Source organism: Nocardia sp. NPDC019219, from assembly GCF_040632645.1.
GTDB classification, from domain to species: domain Bacteria; phylum Actinomycetota; class Actinomycetes; order Mycobacteriales; family Mycobacteriaceae; genus Nocardia; species Nocardia sputorum.
This window is the reverse complement of sequence record NZ_JBEYCG010000002.1, coordinates 148,537-167,043: the sequence shown is the minus strand read 5'-3', so window position 1 is coordinate 167,043 and position 18,507 is coordinate 148,537. Positions and strand designations below refer to the sequence as shown.

Annotated in this window: 17 protein-coding genes; 8 read left to right on the top strand and 9 right to left on the bottom strand. The window is 68.5% G+C overall.

From position 1 onward, the window contains the following. Positions 1-233 precede the first annotated feature (233 nt). Positions 234-3,656 carry a protein kinase gene (locus tag ABZ552_RS05110; protein ID WP_357435692.1) on the top strand — a complete coding sequence of 1,141 codons (3,423 nt, stop codon included), beginning with the start codon at positions 234-236 and terminating at the stop codon, positions 3,654-3,656. A gap of 20 nt (positions 3,657-3,676) precedes the next feature. Here the strand turns inward: ABZ552_RS05110 and ABZ552_RS05105 are convergent, their stop codons facing one another. The 3 genes from ABZ552_RS05105 to ABZ552_RS05095 all read right to left on the bottom strand — a co-directional run bounded on the left by ABZ552_RS05105 (position 3,677) and on the right by ABZ552_RS05095 (position 7,138). Beyond that, positions 3,677-4,957 (bottom strand): sensor domain-containing diguanylate cyclase, encoded by a 1,281-nt coding sequence (locus ABZ552_RS05105; RefSeq protein ID WP_281878595.1) that lies wholly within the window; start codon positions 4,955-4,957, stop codon positions 3,677-3,679. Between the two features lie 118 nt (positions 4,958-5,075). Next, the gene (locus tag ABZ552_RS05100; RefSeq protein WP_357435690.1) at positions 5,076-6,188 is read right to left on the bottom strand and encodes a terpene synthase family protein; all 1,113 of its coding nucleotides are present in this window, start codon (positions 6,186-6,188) and stop codon (positions 5,076-5,078) included. A 278-nt stretch (positions 6,189-6,466) separates the two neighbouring features. Then, positions 6,467-7,138, bottom strand: coding sequence for a PAS and ANTAR domain-containing protein (locus ABZ552_RS05095; RefSeq protein WP_281880831.1), 672 nt, complete (start codon positions 7,136-7,138; stop codon positions 6,467-6,469). A 555-nt stretch (positions 7,139-7,693) separates the two neighbouring features. Here ABZ552_RS05095 and ABZ552_RS05090 point away from each other — a divergent pair. The 3 genes from ABZ552_RS05090 (at position 7,694) to ABZ552_RS05080 (ending at position 10,623) form a co-directional block, all read left to right on the top strand. Further along, positions 7,694-8,563, top strand: coding sequence for a helix-turn-helix transcriptional regulator (locus tag ABZ552_RS05090; RefSeq protein ID WP_281878591.1), 870 nt, complete (start codon positions 7,694-7,696; stop codon positions 8,561-8,563). 81 nt (positions 8,564-8,644) lie between these two features. Then, the gene (locus ABZ552_RS05085) at positions 8,645-10,033 is read left to right on the top strand and encodes an APC family permease (RefSeq protein ID WP_281878589.1); all 1,389 of its coding nucleotides are present in this window, start codon (positions 8,645-8,647) and stop codon (positions 10,031-10,033) included. A gap of 92 nt (positions 10,034-10,125) precedes the next feature. Then, positions 10,126-10,623 (top strand): hypothetical protein, encoded by a 498-nt coding sequence (locus ABZ552_RS05080; RefSeq protein WP_281878588.1) that lies wholly within the window; start codon positions 10,126-10,128, stop codon positions 10,621-10,623. On the opposite strand, the gene ABZ552_RS05075 is transcribed toward ABZ552_RS05080, so the two are convergent. From ABZ552_RS05075 to ABZ552_RS05065, 3 genes are all read right to left on the bottom strand, one after another. After that, positions 10,624-11,076, bottom strand: coding sequence for a DUF4254 domain-containing protein (locus ABZ552_RS05075; RefSeq protein WP_281878587.1), 453 nt, complete (start codon positions 11,074-11,076; stop codon positions 10,624-10,626). Positions 11,077-11,335: 259 nt separating this feature from the next. Next, a complete protein-coding gene (locus ABZ552_RS05070; protein ID WP_357435687.1) occupies positions 11,336-12,274 on the bottom strand; it encodes a phosphotransferase in 939 nt (312 codons plus the stop codon). Positions 12,275-12,589: 315 nt separating this feature from the next. After that, complete coding sequence (locus ABZ552_RS05065; protein ID WP_281878585.1) at positions 12,590-13,354, bottom strand: SDR family oxidoreductase; 765 nt, start codon at positions 13,352-13,354, stop codon at positions 12,590-12,592. Positions 13,355-13,418: 64 nt separating this feature from the next. Here ABZ552_RS05065 and ABZ552_RS05060 point away from each other — a divergent pair, with 64 nt between their 5' ends. From ABZ552_RS05060 to ABZ552_RS05050, 3 genes are all read left to right on the top strand, one after another. After that, on the top strand, positions 13,419-13,766 hold the full coding sequence (locus ABZ552_RS05060; protein ID WP_281878584.1) for a helix-turn-helix domain-containing protein: 348 nt from the start codon (positions 13,419-13,421) through the stop codon (positions 13,764-13,766). Positions 13,767-13,799: 33 nt separating this feature from the next. After that, positions 13,800-14,858: a MerR family transcriptional regulator gene (locus ABZ552_RS05055; RefSeq protein WP_281878583.1), complete on the top strand. Its 1,059-nt coding sequence runs from the start codon at positions 13,800-13,802 to the stop codon at positions 14,856-14,858. Between the two features lie 178 nt (positions 14,859-15,036). Continuing rightward, positions 15,037-15,537, top strand: coding sequence for a hypothetical protein (locus ABZ552_RS05050; RefSeq protein ID WP_357435685.1), 501 nt, complete (start codon positions 15,037-15,039; stop codon positions 15,535-15,537). Between the two features lie 48 nt (positions 15,538-15,585). Here ABZ552_RS05050 and ABZ552_RS05045 read toward each other — a convergent pair whose 3' ends face one another. After that, positions 15,586-16,878 (bottom strand): TIGR03118 family protein, encoded by a 1,293-nt coding sequence (locus ABZ552_RS05045; protein ID WP_357436012.1) that lies wholly within the window; start codon positions 16,876-16,878, stop codon positions 15,586-15,588. Between the two features lie 178 nt (positions 16,879-17,056). Between ABZ552_RS05045 and ABZ552_RS05040 the strand changes: the two genes are divergently transcribed. Continuing rightward, positions 17,057-17,554 carry a peroxynitrite isomerase gene (locus ABZ552_RS05040; RefSeq protein WP_281878579.1) on the top strand — a complete coding sequence of 166 codons (498 nt, stop codon included), beginning with the start codon at positions 17,057-17,059 and terminating at the stop codon, positions 17,552-17,554. A gap of 6 nt (positions 17,555-17,560) precedes the next feature. Here ABZ552_RS05040 and ABZ552_RS05035 read toward each other — a convergent pair whose 3' ends face one another. Together ABZ552_RS05035 and ABZ552_RS05030 are read right to left on the bottom strand one after the other, a co-directional pair. Continuing rightward, complete coding sequence (locus tag ABZ552_RS05035) at positions 17,561-17,989, bottom strand: DUF4254 domain-containing protein (RefSeq protein WP_357435683.1); 429 nt, start codon at positions 17,987-17,989, stop codon at positions 17,561-17,563. Further along, the gene (locus ABZ552_RS05030; RefSeq protein WP_281878575.1) at positions 17,986-18,447 is read right to left on the bottom strand and encodes a DNA-directed RNA polymerase subunit beta; all 462 of its coding nucleotides are present in this window, start codon (positions 18,445-18,447) and stop codon (positions 17,986-17,988) included. Before ABZ552_RS05030 ends, ABZ552_RS05035 begins: the two co-directional genes overlap by 4 nt. Positions 18,448-18,507 lie beyond the last annotated feature (60 nt).

Genomic DNA, 18,507 nt, shown 5'->3' with positions numbered 1-18,507 from the left:
GTCATAGCGCCCGGCGCCGCTCCGACGACGTCCGCTGGAGCATCCTGCTCGGCAGCCCGGCTCCCATGTTTGCTGCGTTCCGGCAGCCGCCCCTGGACAACGACGACACAGCGCCGCAAGGCCCACCTGTACCTCGTCTTCTATCTCAAACGTAATAACCGAGCGCCGGGTTCGCTGGGCATAAACTGGGTATCTACCCGCAGGACCACAGACATCCGACGCAGAGCAGGGCCATGGCCGGTTCGGACCCGTTCGCCACACAGCACGATCGGCCTCCAGGGATCGAGCGGGAACTGGAGGGCGCGGGTCTCGACGACCCCGAAGTGATCGGCAAGGGCGGTTTCGGCGTCGTCTACCGCTGCAGGCAGCGGGCGTTGAATCGCAGCGTCGCGGTCAAGGTGCTCACCGCGCGACCGGATCTCGAACCGGAGAACGTCGAACGATTCCTGCGCGAACAGCAGGCCATGGGCGCGCTGTCCGGGCATCCCAACATCGTGCCGATCCTGCAAGTGGGGACCACCCGCAGCGGACGACCCTACCTGGTGATGCCGTATCACTCGCGCGGTTCGCTGGAAGACCGCATCCGCCGGGAGGGTCTGCTGCCGTTGCCGGAGGCGATCGGGATCACCGTGAAGCTGGCGGGCGCCTTGGAGACCGCACATCGGGCAGGCATTCTGCATCGCGACATCAAACCGGGAAATGTCCTGATCACCGACTACGGCGAGCCACAACTCACGGATTTCGGGATCGCCCGTATCGAAGGCGGTTTCGAGACCACCACGGGTGTGGTCACCGGTTCGCCCGCGTTCACCGCGCCGGAGGTGCTGCGTTCCGGCGTGCCGTCGGTCGCCTCGGACGTCTACGGGCTCGGCGCGACGCTGTTCGCCATGATCACCGGTCACGCGGCATACGAGCGTCGTTCCGGCGAGCAGGTCGTCGCGCAGTTCCTGCGTATCGCCGCCGACCCGCTGCCGGATCTGCGGCTCGACGGCATCCCCGACGAGGTGGCCGCCGCCATCGAGGCCAGCATGGCGCACAATCCCGCCGACCGTCCGCCCTCGGCCGCCGCGTTCGGCGAGCGGCTGCGCGATATCCAGCGCGGCAACGACATGCAGGTCGAGCACATGACTCTGCCCGCGGGCGATCGGCCCGCGCCCGAAGACCTCAGCACGCGGCCGTTGACGGCCACCGCGCGGTTCCCCACCCCGCACCCGAAGACCCCGCCGACGCCGGAGACCAAGTTCCGCCCGGCGTTGCCTACTCGGCCGCTGGTCCAGCGCGAGCGCCTGATCGACGCGTTGCAGACCGTGCCGCCGCCGCGCCTGGCCGTCATCCACGCCCCAGCCGGGTTCGGCAAGAGCACCCTCGCGGCCCAGTGGGCCAAGCGTCTCGCCGAGACCGAGAAGGTGGCGGTGGCCTGGCTGAACGTCGACCGGGACGACAACAACGTCGTCTGGCTGCTGACGCATCTGATCGAGGCCTTCAATCGCGTCAGTCCGGCGCTGGCGCCCGACCTGACGCCGGTGCTCGAGGAGGGCGACGCCGCCGCCGCACGCTATGTGCTCACCACGCTGATCGACGCCATCCACGCACGCGACGAGCGGTTCGCCCTGGTGATCGACGACTGGGATCGGATCACCGATCCCGCCGCCGTCGAGGCCCTGCACTACCTGATCGAGGAGGGCCCGCAGCACCTGCAGATCATCTTGACCAGCCGCTCGCTGGAAGGTCTGCCGCTCGGCACCATGCGCGTTCGCCACCAGCTCGTCGAAATCGACGCCGCCGCATTGCGTTTCGACCCCGACGAGGCGCGCACGTTCCTCGCCGAACAGACCGGTCTCACGCTGGCCGACGCCGAGAACGCCGAACTGCACGACTACACCGAAGGCTGGGCGGCGGCCTTGCAACTGGCGTCGCTGTCGCTGCGCGAGCACCCCGATCCGGCCTCGCTGATCGCCCACCTGTCCGGCCGCAACCATGCCATCGCCGAGTACCTGGCCGAGAACGTGCTCGACACCGTCGAGCCCGAGTTGCTCGACGTTCTGCTGAAAACCGCGCTTCCGGACCGGGTTTCCGGCAGTTTGGCCACCGCCCTGACCGGAAGGCCGCACGGGCAGGACCTGCTGGAGAATCTCGAACGCCGCAATCTGTTCCTGCGCCGGGTCGACGACAGCGGCGACTGGTTCCGCTACCACCATCTGTTCGCGAAATTCCTGCGCAGGCGACTCGAGCGTGATTTCCCCGACGAGGTCGCCGCACTCCACCGCACGGCGGCGACATGGTTCGGCGACCACGGGATGCTCAGCGACGCCATCGACCACGCGCTGGCCGGCGACGGCGGCGAGATGGCGGTCGACATCGTCGAGGCCAAAGCCCGCGATCTGGTGCAAGACGCGCAGCTGGCGACGTTCCTCGGCCTGGTCGCCAAACTTCCGCCTGCGGTGGCCGCCGCGCGCCCGCGGCTGCAGATCGCGATCGCCTGGACCCACGTGGTGCTGCGACAGCCCACGGAGTTGCACGCCGCGTTACGGCTGGTGCGCGCGTCGCTGGAGAAGGCCACGGTCGACGACCCGGATCTGGCGATCGAAGCCGACCTCATCGAGTGCGTGGAACGCGCGTTCGGCGACCATCCCGAAGGCGTGGACGCCGTAGTCGGCAAATGCCTGGGCCGGGCCGACACGCTGGGGCCGTGGGTGCTGTGCGAAGCCGCGAATCTCGCCGCGTTCTCCGCGTTCAGCCGGTTCGATTACGACCGGGCGCGCGAATGGCACGACTGGGCCACACCGTTCTACCGGCAGACCCGCAGCACATTCATCCTGATGTACAGCCACAGCCTGGTCGGCGTCGCGGCACGCGAACAGCTCGATATCGCCACGGCCGAACACAGCTTCCGCACCGCGCTCGAGATCGCCATCAGCTCCACGGGCCCGCGGTCCTACGCCGCCCGTCTGGCGGGCGCCCTGCTCGGCGAGTTGCTCTACGAACGCGACCAGCTCCCCGGGGCCGAGCGCTTGCTGGACGAAGCGGGCCGGCTCGGCACCGAGGGCGGCCCGGTCGACTTCCTGATGGCGAACTACGCCACCGGCGCCCGGATCAAGGCCCTGCGCGGCGACCTGGCGTCCGCCGCACGACGGCTGGAAGAAGGCGCCGAGGTGGCGCAGGCCCTGAAACTGCCCCGGCTGGCCACCCGCATCGCCAATGAGCAGGTCCGGCTCGGCCTGACGGCCACCTATGTCACCGAACCGCCGGCCGGGGAAAGCGGCATAGCCACGATGGCCGCGGAGATGCGCGAGGATTCCGCGATCCGCATGCTGCTGCGTTCCGGCGCCGCCAAGAGGGTTGCCGCCGCGTCCGCGCGTGCCCGGCAGCTGCGGGATTCCATCGACGCCGATCGACGCCCCCGGGCCGCGGCACAGGCCTCGCTGCTGCTCGCTTCCTGCCTCGCGGCGGCCGGCCGGATCGAAGCCGCGAAGGACGAGTTGGTCCCGGTGGTGGTCCGGTACGCCGAGGCCGGGCTCATCCGGCCGTTGCTCGACGAGGGGCACCTGGTCATGTCGCTGTTGCACAGCTTGGACTACGACTTGCGCGAGGGACGTTGGCCCGAGGAACGGCCGATGGTCTCGCCGAGGTTCCTGCACAGGTTGCTCGCCCGCTGAACCCTCGCGCGAACCGCCGCTCACAACACCGGTTGCGGACCGCGTGAGGTGTCGGTGTCCAGAATGTGCAGCACCCATCGGCCTTTGCCGTCGGCTTTCGCCCGGTAGAGGCCGGTATCGGCCGCGTCGAGCAGCGATTCGGCGTCCGCGCCCGCCACCGCCGTGACGACCGCGCCGATGCTGATCGACATGCGTAGCCGCCGGTCACCGGCGGTGATCGGGTCGACCAGCGCCTCGAGCAGGCTGTTCGCCACGGTGGCCACCCGGTGGTCGCTGGCAGGCGGCGGGACCAGCGCGACGAACTCGTCGCCGCCGATGCGGGCGACCAGGCACCCCGATCCGCGCACACTGTCCTGCAGGCGCTCCGCGACCGCGGTCAGAATCTGGTCGCCGGTGCCGTGACCGTAGCGATCGTTGATGTGTTTGAAGCGGTCGATGTCGACGAAACACAACCCCGCGCGGTCCCCGTTGCGGGCGTCGGCGATCATCGCGTCGATCCGTTCGATGAGATGCCGCCGGTTCGGCAGTCCGGTGAGCGGGTCGTGCCGGGCCTGCCGATGCAGCTCCTCGCGCATCCGGTGCTGCTCGGTGACGTCCTCACCGACCGCGAGCAGATAGTCGCTCTGACCGTCCACGCCCTTGACGAAGGTGATGGCGAACGACGCCCACCCGTAGCTGTCGTCGGCGCGCCGGATCCGCTGCTCCAGTTTCACCGTGCCCGCCCCGGCCGGCACGAGTTTCTCGTACACCAGCGTGCGGATGCCCTCGCGGTCGTTGGGGTGCGCGAAGTCGTAGACCGACACCCCGCGCAGGGTCTCCGCCGGGACTCCGATCATCTCGGCCAAGCCCCGGTTGACGTCCAGCAGCGTGCCGTCGGTGTCACCGATGGCGATCGCGATCGCCGCGTTGTCGAACACCACGCGGAACCGTTCGTCATACAAGCGGCGCGCGTGGCTGGCGGCCTCCCGCGACTGCGCTTCGTAGCCCTGACCGACAGCCGCGAGCAGCGCCGCGAGCCGCCGCCCGGCATCCGGAGCCGTCTCGTGTCCGGCCAGCCCATAGAGGACCTGGGCGGACGTACTGGGCACCGCCGGGCCGACCAGTCCGGCGGAGGCCAGCCCCGCGCCCACGCGGAGCCCGACGCTCGCGTCGAAAGGTTCGGCTTCGAGGCCGGAAACCAGCTCCTCGACCATCCCGAGCAGCACGGCCTCGGGGTCCGGTACGGACACCGACCAATCGGCGACGGCCTGCAGAGCGCGCCACCACGAGTTCGCCATCCTGGCGAGTTCGATCTGTTCCACCGCAACCCCCTCACCATTCAGGCCGGAGATAGCCCCCGACGCATCGTATCCACACTTGTTCGAGACCGTCGAGTACTGCCGCCCGGAAGCATTCCCAGGCATGGCGAGAAGGGCGGCCCTACGGCAACCCGTTCTCCCGGAAGATCGACGCGCCTTTGTACCGCATCGTCTTGACCTGCCAGACCCAGGTCGCCTGCACACACGCGACCAGATCGGCGAGATGGGTCGAGACGGTGGCCGCCAGCTCGGCGTCCTCCGCGGCCAAGTGGTCGCATCGCTCGGCCACGACCGCGCCCACCTTCCGGAACTCGGCCAGCCGTGCGCGCACGATCTCGGTGGCGCCCCGCACGGCGTCCTCGAGCGACCATCCGGGGTGGTTCAGCAGTACCGCCGGGATCAAGTTGAAGTCCGCGAGATCGACGATGCACTCCTTCTCGAAGGAGAACACGTCGTTCATCAGCGCGCCGATCTCGACGGTCAGCATCCGCAGGCGGTGCAGATCGCCGTCCAGCCCGGTGTGGCGGATCCGTTCCCACGGCAGATAGTCGTCGCGGCCGAACTCGCACAGCGCGATCGCCGGATACATGCCCGACACCTGGGAGCGCAGGTCGATGTACTCCTCGACGCTGAGCAACCCACCGCGTGCCCGGGCGTTCTGGTCCTGGATCGCTGGCCGCAGGTGCTCGATGGTCGATTCGATGAACCGGTCGAGCCAGGCCGGGTCCGCGAGGGCGGACAGCATCGTGAGGAACGCCGTTGCCGACGTCTCCAACGGAGTGGCGTCCCGCGGCGCCGAGCGCGTGCGCAGGAGGACGCACAGCCGGTCGATCGCTACGCGCGCTTCGCGCTGTTCGTCGTCCCCGAGGTGACCGAACTTCTCCCGCCCAACGGTGTCATTGAGCCAGAACAGGATCGCGTTGTACAGGCCGATGATCGTCATCCGCTCGGCGCTGACGGCGCCAGGATGCAGGTAGGGCGTCATGCTGTTGTAGTGCGGGCCCGCGGGCTCGAGCCAGATGCCGTGCTCGCGGCAGAAGCGCTCCACCTCCGCGCACGCTCGGTCGCCGAACCGGTTGGGCCGGAAGTCGCGGCAGTAATCGACGATGTCCCAGTCGGGTGTACCGAACATCGCGCGCAACGACCACTGCCGCCCGGTTCGCAGCAACGCCTCGTGTTGCCCGCGCATGGTGACGATTTCCCGCTCGAGTGCCGATGTGTACTCACTGACCACAACGACTTCCTCCCACTATGGTGACTTCTAATGAATTGTCTCCGACTTATCGGGAGTGGGGTCGGTCGAAGGGCGAAGATCACGCAACCCCGTGTCCTCGATGACGTTGGCGCGCTGATGATTCGACGGCGACACAGCCGCAAACGGCGAGTTCGCCGTACCGGGCGGCGTCGCGGCGCGCGGGTCGCCATGGCGCAACTAGGCAAGCGACCAATTCCGGACGCGGCCGGGGAACGCGGCACCCCCGGGGCCGCGCGCGTCGCCTCCGGTCCCGGCGCCTACTTCGACGCCAGCAGGTCGTGCATGGTCAGCAGCAGGTGGTCGAAGCGGGCCCGTTGCGCGGCCGGGCCGCCGCCCATCGCGGGAACCTCGCCGACCAGTTGCCGCGCCAGCGTCCGCAACTTGATGTTGGTTTCCTGTGAGCGCCACTGCAACACCCGGAACGCCTGTTCGGCGTTGATGCCGTAGACGACCATGAGCACGCCCTTGGCCTGCTCGATCACCGCCCGCGACTCGACCAGTTCGGGCAGGGTGTCGTCGAGGATCTCCTGCCGGTTCTCCTCGAGGATGTCGGAGACGTCGATGAAATAGCCCGCGGTGCCGACCACGGCGCCCCGGTCGTCGCGCATCCGATCGGCGACGACGATGACGTGCCGGGTGCGCCCGGCGGCATCGATGACGCGGTGGCGGCCGCAGAACGGCTCACCGCTGCGCACCGCGGTGGCGATGGACTCGGCGGCGGGCGCCCGGTCGTCAGGGTGCTTGTGCGCCAGCAGCAACTCCGTGCTGGGTCGCGCGCTCCCGCCGGCGTAGCCGTATATCGCGGCCGCTTGGTCCGACCATTCCCATCGCTGATCCTCGAACCAGAAGCGGAAGGTACCCACGCTCTGCGGCGTGCCCGCGATGACGCTCTCTATCGCGGAGGCGCTTCTCAGCGCGAGGTGATCCATCCTCGTCACGCGGCCATTATCTATCGGCGCTCGCGGCAGAAGGCCGGGAACACGAGATGAAATCAAATTGTGGCAAACTCTCCGCATCCTTCAAAAATGTGTGTTCTACCTGGCGATCAACATTATTTTGGATGGGTATGAATTTAATAGCAATCTGACTGCAATATGCGCCGTGACGCGGCGGGCGCGCCGGTCGCGACATCGGTGGCCGGCGCCGGAAGCGCCGCCGAACCACACCCGGCCGGACCACGAGCGTGGGATGGCATCCCACGGTCGCATTCCGGCCGCGCGGCGTTCCGATCGTCCGCGCGACAATGCCGGGCTGGTCGGCGAGTATCCGGACGCCGCCTCGACCGAGCGCCCGGTCGGGTTTGCCCCGCAGAGTCGGCCGCCGAACGCAGACTCCCACGAAAACACCGACCATAACGTGCATCACGGGAGGTAGTCTCTGTTGCTGTGCCCACACTCGGCACAGATCCGCTGCACGCAGGCCGCATTCGAGGGCGCACGTGATAACGCGTTCCAGCAAGGGCGCAGACCGAAGGGGTAGTACTGATGGCAGGCAAGCGCACCGTCCTGACCGTCCGGTTGCGGCGGCTGGCGGCGATGCTGCACGAGATGCGCGAGAACGCCCAGCTCAGTAAGGAAGAGGTGAGCGCGAAGACCGGGATCAACGTCACCACGCTGTACCGGATCGAGACCGCGCAGGCGCGTCCGCAGCGGCGCACCCTCATGGCGATGCTCGATCTCTACCGGATCGGCGAGGAACAGCGCGAAGACGCCCTGGAGCTGCTGTCCGACGCGCTGAAGCCGGGCATGTCGCGCGCGTACGAGGGCAGCGTGTCCGAGGTCTACGCCGCCTACATCAACTTCGAGTCCGAGGCATTGTCCGCCCGGCACTATCAAACCTCCTTCATTCCAGGGCTTTTGCAGACCTACGAGTACGCGACGGCCGTGATCGACACCTCGATGCCGAAGCTCGAGGCGTCGGTCATGGAGAGCAGGGCGAAGGCCAGGATGGACCGCGCGGTCAACCTGACCAAGGAGGACCCGCTCGAACTGTGGGTGGTCCTGGACGAGGCCGCCATCCGTCGCACCGTGGGCGGGCCCGCGGTGATGCGGGGGCAACTCGACCGGTTGCTGCAGGAGATCAAGCGCAAGAACGTGATCCTCCAGATCCTGCCGTTCGACGCGGGCGCGCACCCCGGCATGGCGGGCTCGTTCACTTTGCTCGATTTCCCCGATCCCGCCGACCCCGAATTGGTCTACGTCGAGGGCATGGCGGGTGACGAGCTGATCGAGGGCCACACCGAGATCCGCCGATTCGGCGTGATCTTCGATCAGCTGCGCGCCATGGCGCTGAGTCCGCGCGACTCCGCGGCCATGATCGTGGAGGCCGCGCGCCGAATGGACCGGGAGGACTAGAGCCACCGGCATCCGGCGCGGATGAACGACTATTCCGCGCCGGAATGGGTACCCTCGCGCTTACTGCCGAGGGGAGGACCTATGTCCGAAGTCACCGAGAATCCACCAGCCGAATCCGGGCCCGAGCTCAAACGGGTGATGGGGCCGGGGCTGCTTCTGCTGTTCGTCGTCGGCGACATCCTCGGCACCGGCATCTACGCGCTCACCGGCAAGGTGGCCAACGAGGTCGGCGGCGCGGTGTGGGTGCCGTTCCTGGTGGCGTTCCTGGTCGCGCTGATCACCGGTTTCAGCTATCTGGAGCTGGTCACCAAGTATCCGCACGCCGCGGGCGCCGCGCTCTACACGCACAAGGCGTTCGGCATCCATTTCCTCACGTTCATGGTCGCCTTCGCGGTGATGAGTTCCGGCATCACCTCCGCCTCCACGGCGTCGCGGGCCTTCGCGGCCAACTTCGCCGAAGCCTTCGACCTGGATCTGGGCAGCGGCACCGCGGTGACGGTGATCGCGCTGGTGTTCATGGCGGTGGTCGCGGCGATCAACCTGCGCGGCGTGAGCGAGGGCGTCAAGCTGAACGTGGTGCTCACCTGCGTGGAGCTGACCGGCCTGCTGATCGTGATCGGGATCGGCTGCTGGGCGCTGGGCTTCGGCGACGGCGACTTCTCGCGCATCGTCGAATTCGATACCGGCGAGCGCAACGCGGTAGGCGGCGTCATCGTGGCCACCACGCTCGCGTTCTACGCGATGGTCGGTTTCGAGGACTCGGTGAACATGGCCGAGGAGTGCAAGGAGCCCACCCGCATCTTCCCGAAGGTGCTGCTCGCCGGGCTGATCATCACCGGGCTGATCTACGTGCTGGTGTCGATCAGCGCGGTCGCCCTCGTCCCCGCCGATCAACTCGGCGAGGGCGACACCCCACTGCTGAAGGTCGTCGAAGTGGGCGCGCCGAGCTTCCCGACGCACATCTTCGCGTACATCACCATGTTCGCCGTCGCCAATTCGGCGTTGATCAACATGTTGATGGCCAGCCGCCTGATCTACGGCATGGCTCGGCAAGGAGTATTGCCCCGGCCGTTCGGCCGGGTTCACGAGCGGCGCCGCACGCCCTTCAACGCGATCATCTTCACCACGCTGCTCGCACTCGGGCTGATCCTGTTCGTCGGCGAGGTGCCCGAACTCGGCGGCACCACGGCGCTGCTGCTGCTCGCGGTGTTCACCGTGGTCAACGTCGCCGTGCTGGTGCTGCGGCGAGACCCGGTGCCGCACAAGCACTTCAAGACGCCGACGCCGCTGCCCGTGCTCGGCGCGCTCACCTGCGGCTTTCTCGTCACGCCGTTCACCGATCGCAATCCGGCCCAATATGCCATCGCGGGCGTGCTGCTGGCCATCGGAATCGCGCTGTGGGGCCTGAACTACCTGGCCATCCGTGCCATCCGGGCCCAGCCGTTGGACAGCAGGCCGCCCACCGAGTGACCGATCGGCTTGTCGCCCTGCGGATCACCGCCGCCGGTATGCCCGGATTCCGCAGATGACTAGTCGCCGCCCGGTAGGTAAGGTGGGCGCCGATGACCAGCATGGAAGCCCGTTTCGGGGATGCCACCCGGACCGTGCCCCTCCCCAACCCGTGGAATCTGACCGCTTATCTGGCCGCGGTGGCCGCCCATCGCGGACGCTCGATCAGCCTGCACCCGGTGCCCAAGGCGATGTTGGCCGACACGGGCTGTGGCGGGGGCGGCCTGTGGGTGGCACGCAAGCACGACGACATCATCGTGTACGACGCCGCGGCGACCGGCCGCAACGCCGATCACGTCATCCTGCACGAGGTCGGCCACATGCTGCTGGGCCACCACAAGGACCACGAGCGCGGCGATCCGTTGCCGCCCTCGTTGTCCGTCATCCTGCCCTCGATTTCGCCGCAGTCGATCGAACACGTGCTCGGCCGTGCCGAATTCGGCGCCGATCGCGAACGGGAAGCGGAGGTCTTCGCGGACATGACCATGGTGTACGCGACCCTGCCGCGCCGTCGCAGGCGGTCGTTCCGGCTGTTCGGGCGGGGCAGGTAGCTACCAGCGGTCGTAGCGCCCCTCGGGTAGTCGTCGCGCGCCGGTGCGCAGGTCGTCGACGAGATCCTGGTAGCCGTCGGCCAATTCGTCGATCCTGATCCACGCGTCGTAGAAGACCGAATCGGGCGCGTGCGTCAGCGGCGCGAACGCCTGGGCGGCCAGCATGGCCAGCCGGTCCACCATGCGGCCGACGGTCTCGCTGTGCTCGGGCGCGGCGGGCGGCGGGATCGGCGTCGCGAGCGTGACCCAGCGGTCGATGCCGCGCACCAGTTGCGCTCGGCGCCGGTCGAGTTTGTCGCATCGGCTCGCGGGAGTGCGTTCGCGCGTCTGGTGCAACTGCGCCAGTTCGCCCGCCGCCTCCAGCATCGGATGATCCATGTGCGGCAAGCCTCGGAAGGCGGCCAGCAGGAGTTCTTTGCCCGGGATCACCCGGGCCTCGGATAACTGATCCACTTCACGGACCCCCATTCCGACCAGGGTGGACGCGTCTCGGTCGCGTCCTCGATGCCTTGCCTCGCCGGTGTTCCGGCACTGCCCGAACATCCACATGTGCCCAGCGTGACCGAGAACGGCAGCAGGCGCGTCGGATTCGCTCACTTCCGCCGCCGCGACACGCCCATCGGCCCGATTCTCGGCGCCGCCCCGATGCCACGCCAACGGCAAACATCCAGTGATCGCAGGTTTTTCGACGATAGATCCGTCTCCACTGCGGTTATTGCCAACCAGTGCGACACGCCAGCCAATCTCTGGAGAGCCGAGCAAACGCCGACTGATGATCACGCAAATACGGCGAACGCGGCGGTCCGGGCCTCCGGCAGGCCGCGGCCCAATATCCGGCCAGCGCGCACACGAAGGCATCGATGGCCGCGGAGTCGATGTCACGGGTCACCGGGTGGGCGGCGACGATCGGATCCGGATCCACACCGGCGGCCGCGATGGACGGAGCGAGGGCGACGAGGTCGATCCACGCCGCGCCTCGGCAAGCCCACGCCCAATCGACCGCCAGCACCGTACCGTCGGCGCGCCGCAGCATGTTGTCCGGCCGGAGGTCGGTGTGCAGCAGCATGTTCCCGGCCGCGGCCGTCAGCCAGGTCGCTTCCAATTCGGCCAATTCCGTCAGGTGGCGAACGGACCACTGGTCCAGGTCGGCGGGCGGGCCCTCGGTCACGAACGTCCGCCAACCGATCAGCTCCGTCCCGTGGGCTTCCGCGACCGTCGGCACGTCCACCAGCGGGCTCGGCGTCAACTCCGTGGCCAACCGCGTGGCGAGATCGAGGCAGTCCTGCAACTCCCCCGGCTCGTCGAGCCGCGGAAACGTTCCCTCGACATCCTCGAACGCGGCCACGAACCATCCCGCGATCTCGCTGGTGAAACGGCATTTCGGCGCGGGCGCCGTGGCGGGCAGACGCGACGCGATCCGCGCCTCCTGCCGATAGACCGACGCGAGCCCGTCGCCCACCTCGATCGCCTTCACGAAAGCGGCGCCACCCCCGCTCGTCCGCAGCCGCACCGCCACCCCGTGACTGAACCCGCCGCGCTGATCGACCGCCGCACAAATGTCATCCCCGAGCAGCCGCGCCACTTCCGCACGCACCGGCAGCGGGACCGCGGCCCACTCAGTCCGCGACGCAGTGCTCAGATAGTCGACCATCCGCCCATGATCCGGGTCCCGGCCTCGACGCTCCACCGAAATTGCCGATTCCTTGCGTGCCCACGCGTGCGCGATATCAAGGCGCGCTGATGAACGGCGAGAGGGTGGGCGACCTGCCCGACCGCGCGCAGCTCACAGATGCCGACCGACGGACGGCGCTCAGGAGACGGCTCCGCATACCCCGACTACCAGCGCCCGCAGACCCGGCCACGCCTGGCGAAGTCACATGCTCGATCGGCACCCGAGATCGTCTCGCGGGCCTCGACTGCCAACCGTCGCGGACCGACCGCCCGCGACCACCACGACGATCAGCGTTCAGGAGACGGTTTCGCGCACGTCGAGGTAGTCCTGACCGCCGATGTAGGTGGTGTGGCCCGGGTCGGCGGGGGCGGTGGTTGCCGCGGCGACGGCGGTGGCGAACTCCGCGACGGTGGGCAAGTCGCCCTGCGCGCGGCGCGCGGCGACGGCGTCGGGGTTCCGGCGCTCCAGCAGCTGGACGATGATCGTGCCGTCGATCATGTCGCCGGAGACCACGTGCAGGGCGATACCTCTGGCTGCGAGTTCGGGGATCATGGCACGGAGCGCGTCCTCCCCCGCGCGCTTGCTGGCCGCGATGGGCTCGTAGTCGGCGGGAACCGGCTTGCGGCCGTGGAAATGCGCCTGATGACTGGTCACGAACACGATCCGCGCGCCGGACGGCATGTGCGGCACGGCGAGCCGCGCCAGCCGTTCCTGCGCGTCGCGGTTGAGGGCCATCGCGTAACCGGGCGCGGCATCGCGCTCCAGCCCACCGGAAGCGTTGAGCACCAGCACGTCCAGCCGCCCGAACTCCTCGACGATCGCGGCGAGCAGCGCACGGACCGAGTCCGCGTCGGCGATGTCGGCGCCCACGGTGGAGGCGCTGCCGCCCGCCTGCCGGATCGACTCGGCCAGCGCGTCGGCCCGCTTGGCTTTCTCCCGGTAGTTGATCACCACGTGGTCGCCCCGCGCTGCCAGCACCCGAGCGGTCTCCGCGCCGATACCGCGGGAGGCGCCCGTGATCAGAACGATTCGCCGTCCGGTCGTGTCGTCCACCGTCACCCTCTCGGTCCGCCCGGCGACCCGGGCCGATGCTTCTGATTCAGAACTACTATGCTGGTTCTAAATGAGAAGCGCAAACGAACCGAAGCCGCCGCGTGGCCGGGAGGACCCGGCGAACGCGCCGCTGCTGGCCACGATGGACCTGCTCGGCCAGCGCTGGATTCTGCGCATCCTGTGGGAACTGGAACCCGCCCGCCTCGGCTTCCTGGAACTGCGTAGGCGCATGGGCAACTGCTCTTCCAGCATGCTGTCGGTGCGCTTGCAGCACCTGCAGTCCGCGGGCTTGATCGCGAAGAACCCGGACAAGTCCTACGAACTGACCACCGCGGGCGTCGAACTCGGCACAGCACTGGAATCGGTCTGGGACTGGTCGCGCCGCTGGCGCGTAACTCCCACCGACCCCGGCGTTTGACCTTCGAGTTGGTTGAGGCTCCATGATGGCCGCGTGGTGAGTGCGGAGTCGACAGGGTTGATCACGATCGGTGTGCTCGCGCGGGCCAGCGGGCTCACGGCGAGCGCGCTGCGGTTCTACGACGACTGCGGCCTGCTCGTTCCGGCCCGCGTCGACGCACTGACCGGATACCGCTACTACACCGAGGCGCAGCGGGAGCGAGCGACGCTCATCCGGCAGTTGCGCGCGATAGATCTGCCGCTGGAGGCGATCGCGGACATTCTCACCGGCGACGCCGAGCACGCGGGCCTACTGCTCGACCGTCACGTGGCGGAACTGGCGCGGCGAGCGCACGAGGCCGCTCGCGTCGCCGCCGTGGTCAAGCGGTCACTCGGCGCGCACGTGGCGATTGATGCGGCGGCGCTGGCCGAGGCGCTCGAGCAGGTCCGGGCCGCCGCGGCTCGTACCCGCGAGATCCCGGTACTGGCGGGCGTTCTCCTGGAAGCCGGCGCGAACGCCGTGACTCTCACGGCCACCGACCGATACCGCCTGTCCACCCGCACCGTCGTGGCGAACCGGCAGCACGGCGGCGATTGGTCCGTGGTGCTCGATCCGGGCGGGCTCGCGTCGATCGCCGAGACGCTGCGCGGCATGGACGAGGTCGTCGCCACACCGGCCGACGGCGGGCTGATTCTCGCCGGAGACGGCGGAGAACACCGGTCCGCCGTCATCGACGGCGACTTCCCCGACCATCGCGCCCTACTGGCTGGGCTGGGACCGGTCCGCACCAGGGTGCTCGTCGCCCGGCATGCCATGCTGCGCCTTCTCGAAAAGATCACCGCGACAGTGCGGTTCGAGATCCAGCCATCCGAGCTCGTGGCGGTCGCACCCGGCGCGGCGCATCACGTGCCCGCTCAGGTCACCGGCTCCGCCGTCACGCTGTCCTTCGATCCCGCGACACTGCTGCCCGCCGTCCACACCGCGCTCGGCCCCGATCTCATGCTCGACATCATCGCCGCCGATCATCCGGTGATCCTGCGCTCCGCCACCGACGGAGATCTCACCACCCTGGCCATGCCGGTGCGGCCGCTCGACGAGAACGCTTCGGCATAGTCACCCCGCCGCCGACGGCCGGTATCTGCTGCGCCGCCCGTTCGTCGTGTCTGCACCGTGACCGATCGCGCGTCCCGCCCGCACACCGCCTGCCTCCAGATACATCCGGTGTCGGCCCGACACCGGCCACCCGAACTCGCACACGACACGCGACCTCATCCCACCGAAGGAGACCTGGATGAACCCGACCCACGATCCCACCATGGACGCCATCACCAGCGCCGTCACTCTCGGCCACGACGGCCGCCCGGACGACGCGCGCGACGCCCTGCTCGCCGTATGGGCCTCGCTCGGACCACAGGGCGACCCGCTGCACCGGTGCGCACTCGCCCACTATCTGGCCGATTTGTACGACGACGCCGCCGAGGCGCTCACCTGGAACATCCGGGCACTGGACGCCGCCGACAGCCTCTCCGACGCCCGCGCCCAGAACTATGACGGAGCGCTGCGGGTGGCCGCGTTCTACCCGTCGCTACATCTCAACCTCGCCGACGACTACCGCAGGCTCGGTTCCTTCGACGCCGCACAGCGCGAAATCGACGCCGCTCGCACACGATTGCACACCCTCGCCGACGATGGCTACGGGGCGATGATCCGGACGGCGGTCGATGAAGTCGAGTCGGCCATCCGCGAACGGCGCACCGAACCCCGGGCCTCGGCGCCGACGGGTGGACGATAAGCACGAGCGGCCCGCATCGGATCGGTGCGGGCCGCTCGGGGAAGGGTCCTACTTCAACCGAAGCTTGCCGAACAGGCCGTCCTTCTCGTCGTCGGGTCCGGCGGTGAAGTAGAGCGAGTCGGCGTCACCGAGGCTCTCGCCGTTGCCGAACATCAGCGCCCACAGTCCTTCGATCGCGACCGGCTTGCCGTCGGCATCACGCAGGTAGTCGGCGAATTTGCCGGTGGTGTCGTCGTAGGCGAGCACGTGTCCGGCGCCGCCGAAGTTGCCGACCAGCAGTTTGCCGCTGAGCGGACCGAACCCGTCCGGCGCGATCGTCACCGCCCAGGGCGCGTTCAGGCGCTTGCCGTCATCGATGATGCGCACCAGTTTGCCGTTGGCGTCGAACTCGGCGAGCTTGCCCTTGTCGGGTTTGCCGCCCGCTTCCCGCTCTTCGTCCTTGTCCAGCGAATCCTCCTCGCCGGCATCGAACTGCGTGGCGTCCTTCTCGTCCGGCTGCGTGGTGGCGTAGGCGACGAACACCCGGTTGCCGATGGTCGAGACGTTGAACGGCGCGGGATCGCCGGGCTTGGCCTTCTTGCCTTTCTCCGGCGCGGCCGGGTCGATCGCGTCGCCGGTGGCGAACGGGTTGGCGAAGCCGACGGTCGGTATCGGCTGCCAGTTCTTGTCGAAGGTCCGCACCTGCGGGTCGGCGCCGAAGTCGGCGGCCAGCAGCTTGTCACCGGAAGGGGCGAGCGCGATCCCGAAGAACTGCATCCCTTGCGCCTGGCCGTCGAAGACCAGGTTGGCGGGTCCGTCGTGGCGCACGATCCGGCCCTCGAAGCCCAGTTCGGTCCAGGCGGAGATCTTGCCGGAGTCGGTGGCGAAGATGAACCGCGCCGAACCGTTGAGCGGGCCGCCTTCCGCCTCGACCGGCTGGTCGCGCACGACGAACAGGTCCGAGGTGATCGGCGCCGGGTTGAACACCACGCCGGTGGTCTTGCCCGCGCTCTTGTCCGAGGTGTCGGCGTCGGCGCCGGGGATGGTGACGATCTTCAGATCGTCCTGGAAGAGTTTGTGCAGCTTCTCGTCCGAGGACTTGGTCAGGTCGCCGACGAATTGGAACGACTTACCGCCCGCGCCGACCCAGAAGTGCCCGCCCGCGCCCTTGGGGCGGTTGGCCAGCCCCCAGGCGTTCACCAGGTCGGGGAAAACGAACTGCGCCTTGTACTCCGCGTTGTTGGCCGCGAGATTGGTCTGGACGTATTTGTTGCCGTCGAGCGCGGGCGCCTCGTCCGACTTCGAGTCCGTGCAGCCCGCCGCCACGATCAGCGCGACACCAAGCGCCGACGCGCGCAGCAGACCACTTCGGGTCCGCGACCGAGGCGTACCGCCACGACGCGACTCATTCCAGCGTCCGTTCAACTTACTGTTTCCTTTCCGACCACACCACATTGGTGATAAGGCGAAGCTAACCTTAGCGTGCGGCAATTCGGGAGTACCCGAACGGTTGGACGGGCACGGGTTTAGGCTGTTCGCCGTGGTCGAACCCCAGCCTGCGATTGCCCTGCACCCCGATATCGCTCCGCTCGCTCCACTGCTCGGCACGTGGCGCGGTAATGGGCAGGGTGAATACCCGACCATTCAGCCGTTCGGCTACATCGAGGAAATCCGGTTCGGCCATCTCGGCCGACCGTTCCTCACCTACCGGCAGAAGACCCGCGCCACCGACGACGGCCGGCCGCTGCACGCCGAGACCGGCTATCTGCGACGCCCGCGCCCCGACCGCGTCGAATTGATCCTCGCCCATCCCACCGGCATCACCGAAATCTGCGAGGGCTCGCTCACGATCGAGGACGGCACGCTGCGCATGGAATTGGACTCCACCGCCATCGGGCGCAGCAGCACCGCGAAACTCGTCACCGCTGTCGGCCGGTCGCTGCACGTGTCCGGCGACACGATCGACTACACGCTCCGGATGGCGGCGGTCGGCGAACCACTGCGGCACCACCTCGCCGCCACCCTGCTGCGGAACTGACTCGCGCTAGAAAGCGCTCGGCAACCGGCGGCGTCCGCTGCGCAGCTCGCCGACCAGATCCTCATAGGCCACGGCCAGTTCGGCCAGTCGCTCCCAGGCGAACCACAGGTCCCAGCCCTGGTCGGCGGCCATCGCCGCGTACGCGCCCGCGCTGAGCCGGGCGACGCGGTCGACCACCGAGCCGACCGATTCGGTGTGCAGATAGGCTCCGCCACGCGCTGCGGGCAATCGTGTCTCGACCCAGCGGTCGACGTCACGAACCAACCGGGCCCGGCGCTCATCGTTGTCGCACGCGCAGCCCTGGCCCGCCTGGATCCGGCGCGTATGCAGCTCCGCGAGAGCGCACGCCCCCAGCAGCACCGGATGGTCCGGCGGCGGTGCGCCCTCCCGGCAGGCTCCCAGCAGCTGACTTCGCGTCGGCAGGCCCTCGCTCACGGCGCGCCTTTCCCGCCCGCGCGAGCCAGCACGCAATCCACGATCACCATCCCGGACGGACGGAACGTGTCTCGCGGCGCGATCACCCATCGGCGAAACGCGCCGGGTGCATCGGCAGGTGACGGCAGCGCGATTTCACTGCCGAACGGCACGACCGAGACGTCGAGCCGGAACAAGGCCGCGAACAGCCGCATGTCGTCGGGTAGATCGGGACGGCACAGAAAAGTCCATCGGCGGGAACGGATATGCGCGACCACCGGGCCGAGTGGCCTACCACGGAAAAGCATGTCGTCACGCACGCACTGCCCCAGCCTGTCGGGCATCGTGATCCCGCCCACCACACCCGCCTTCACGACGATCCGGCCGATCTCCGGATGGATCCCGGCGGGCAGCCCACAGGTGCGGCGGTAGAACGCGCAGCGGGACGCGGGAGTGTCCGCGAATGCCGCATGATTCATTCGCCTGCCTCGATTCACATAGTTCGGTACGCGAAAATCCCGGTCGCTGGACCTGGAACC

What these genes read in the sequence shown, in the direction of transcription:
- ABZ552_RS05080 (WP_281878588.1), top strand. Translation starts at nt 10,126, where the DNA reads ATGACCAGCATGGAAGCCCGTTTCGGGGATGCCACCCGGACCGTGCCC.
- ABZ552_RS05050 (WP_357435685.1), top strand. Translation starts at nt 15,037, where the DNA reads ATGAACCCGACCCACGATCCCACCATGGACGCCATCACCAGCGCCGTC.
- ABZ552_RS05085 (WP_281878589.1), top strand. Translation starts at nt 8,645, where the DNA reads ATGTCCGAAGTCACCGAGAATCCACCAGCCGAATCCGGGCCCGAGCTC.
- ABZ552_RS05030 (WP_281878575.1), bottom strand. Translation starts at nt 18,447, where the DNA reads ATGAATCATGCGGCATTCGCGGACACTCCCGCGTCCCGCTGCGCGTTC.
- ABZ552_RS05095 (WP_281880831.1), bottom strand. Translation starts at nt 7,138, where the DNA reads ATGGATCACCTCGCGCTGAGAAGCGCCTCCGCGATAGAGAGCGTCATC.
- ABZ552_RS05060 (WP_281878584.1), top strand. Translation starts at nt 13,419, where the DNA reads ATGAGAAGCGCAAACGAACCGAAGCCGCCGCGTGGCCGGGAGGACCCG.
- ABZ552_RS05090 (WP_281878591.1), top strand. Translation starts at nt 7,694, where the DNA reads ATGGCAGGCAAGCGCACCGTCCTGACCGTCCGGTTGCGGCGGCTGGCG.
- ABZ552_RS05110 (WP_357435692.1), top strand. Translation starts at nt 234, where the DNA reads ATGGCCGGTTCGGACCCGTTCGCCACACAGCACGATCGGCCTCCAGGG.
- ABZ552_RS05070 (WP_357435687.1), bottom strand. Translation starts at nt 12,274, where the DNA reads ATGGTCGACTATCTGAGCACTGCGTCGCGGACTGAGTGGGCCGCGGTC.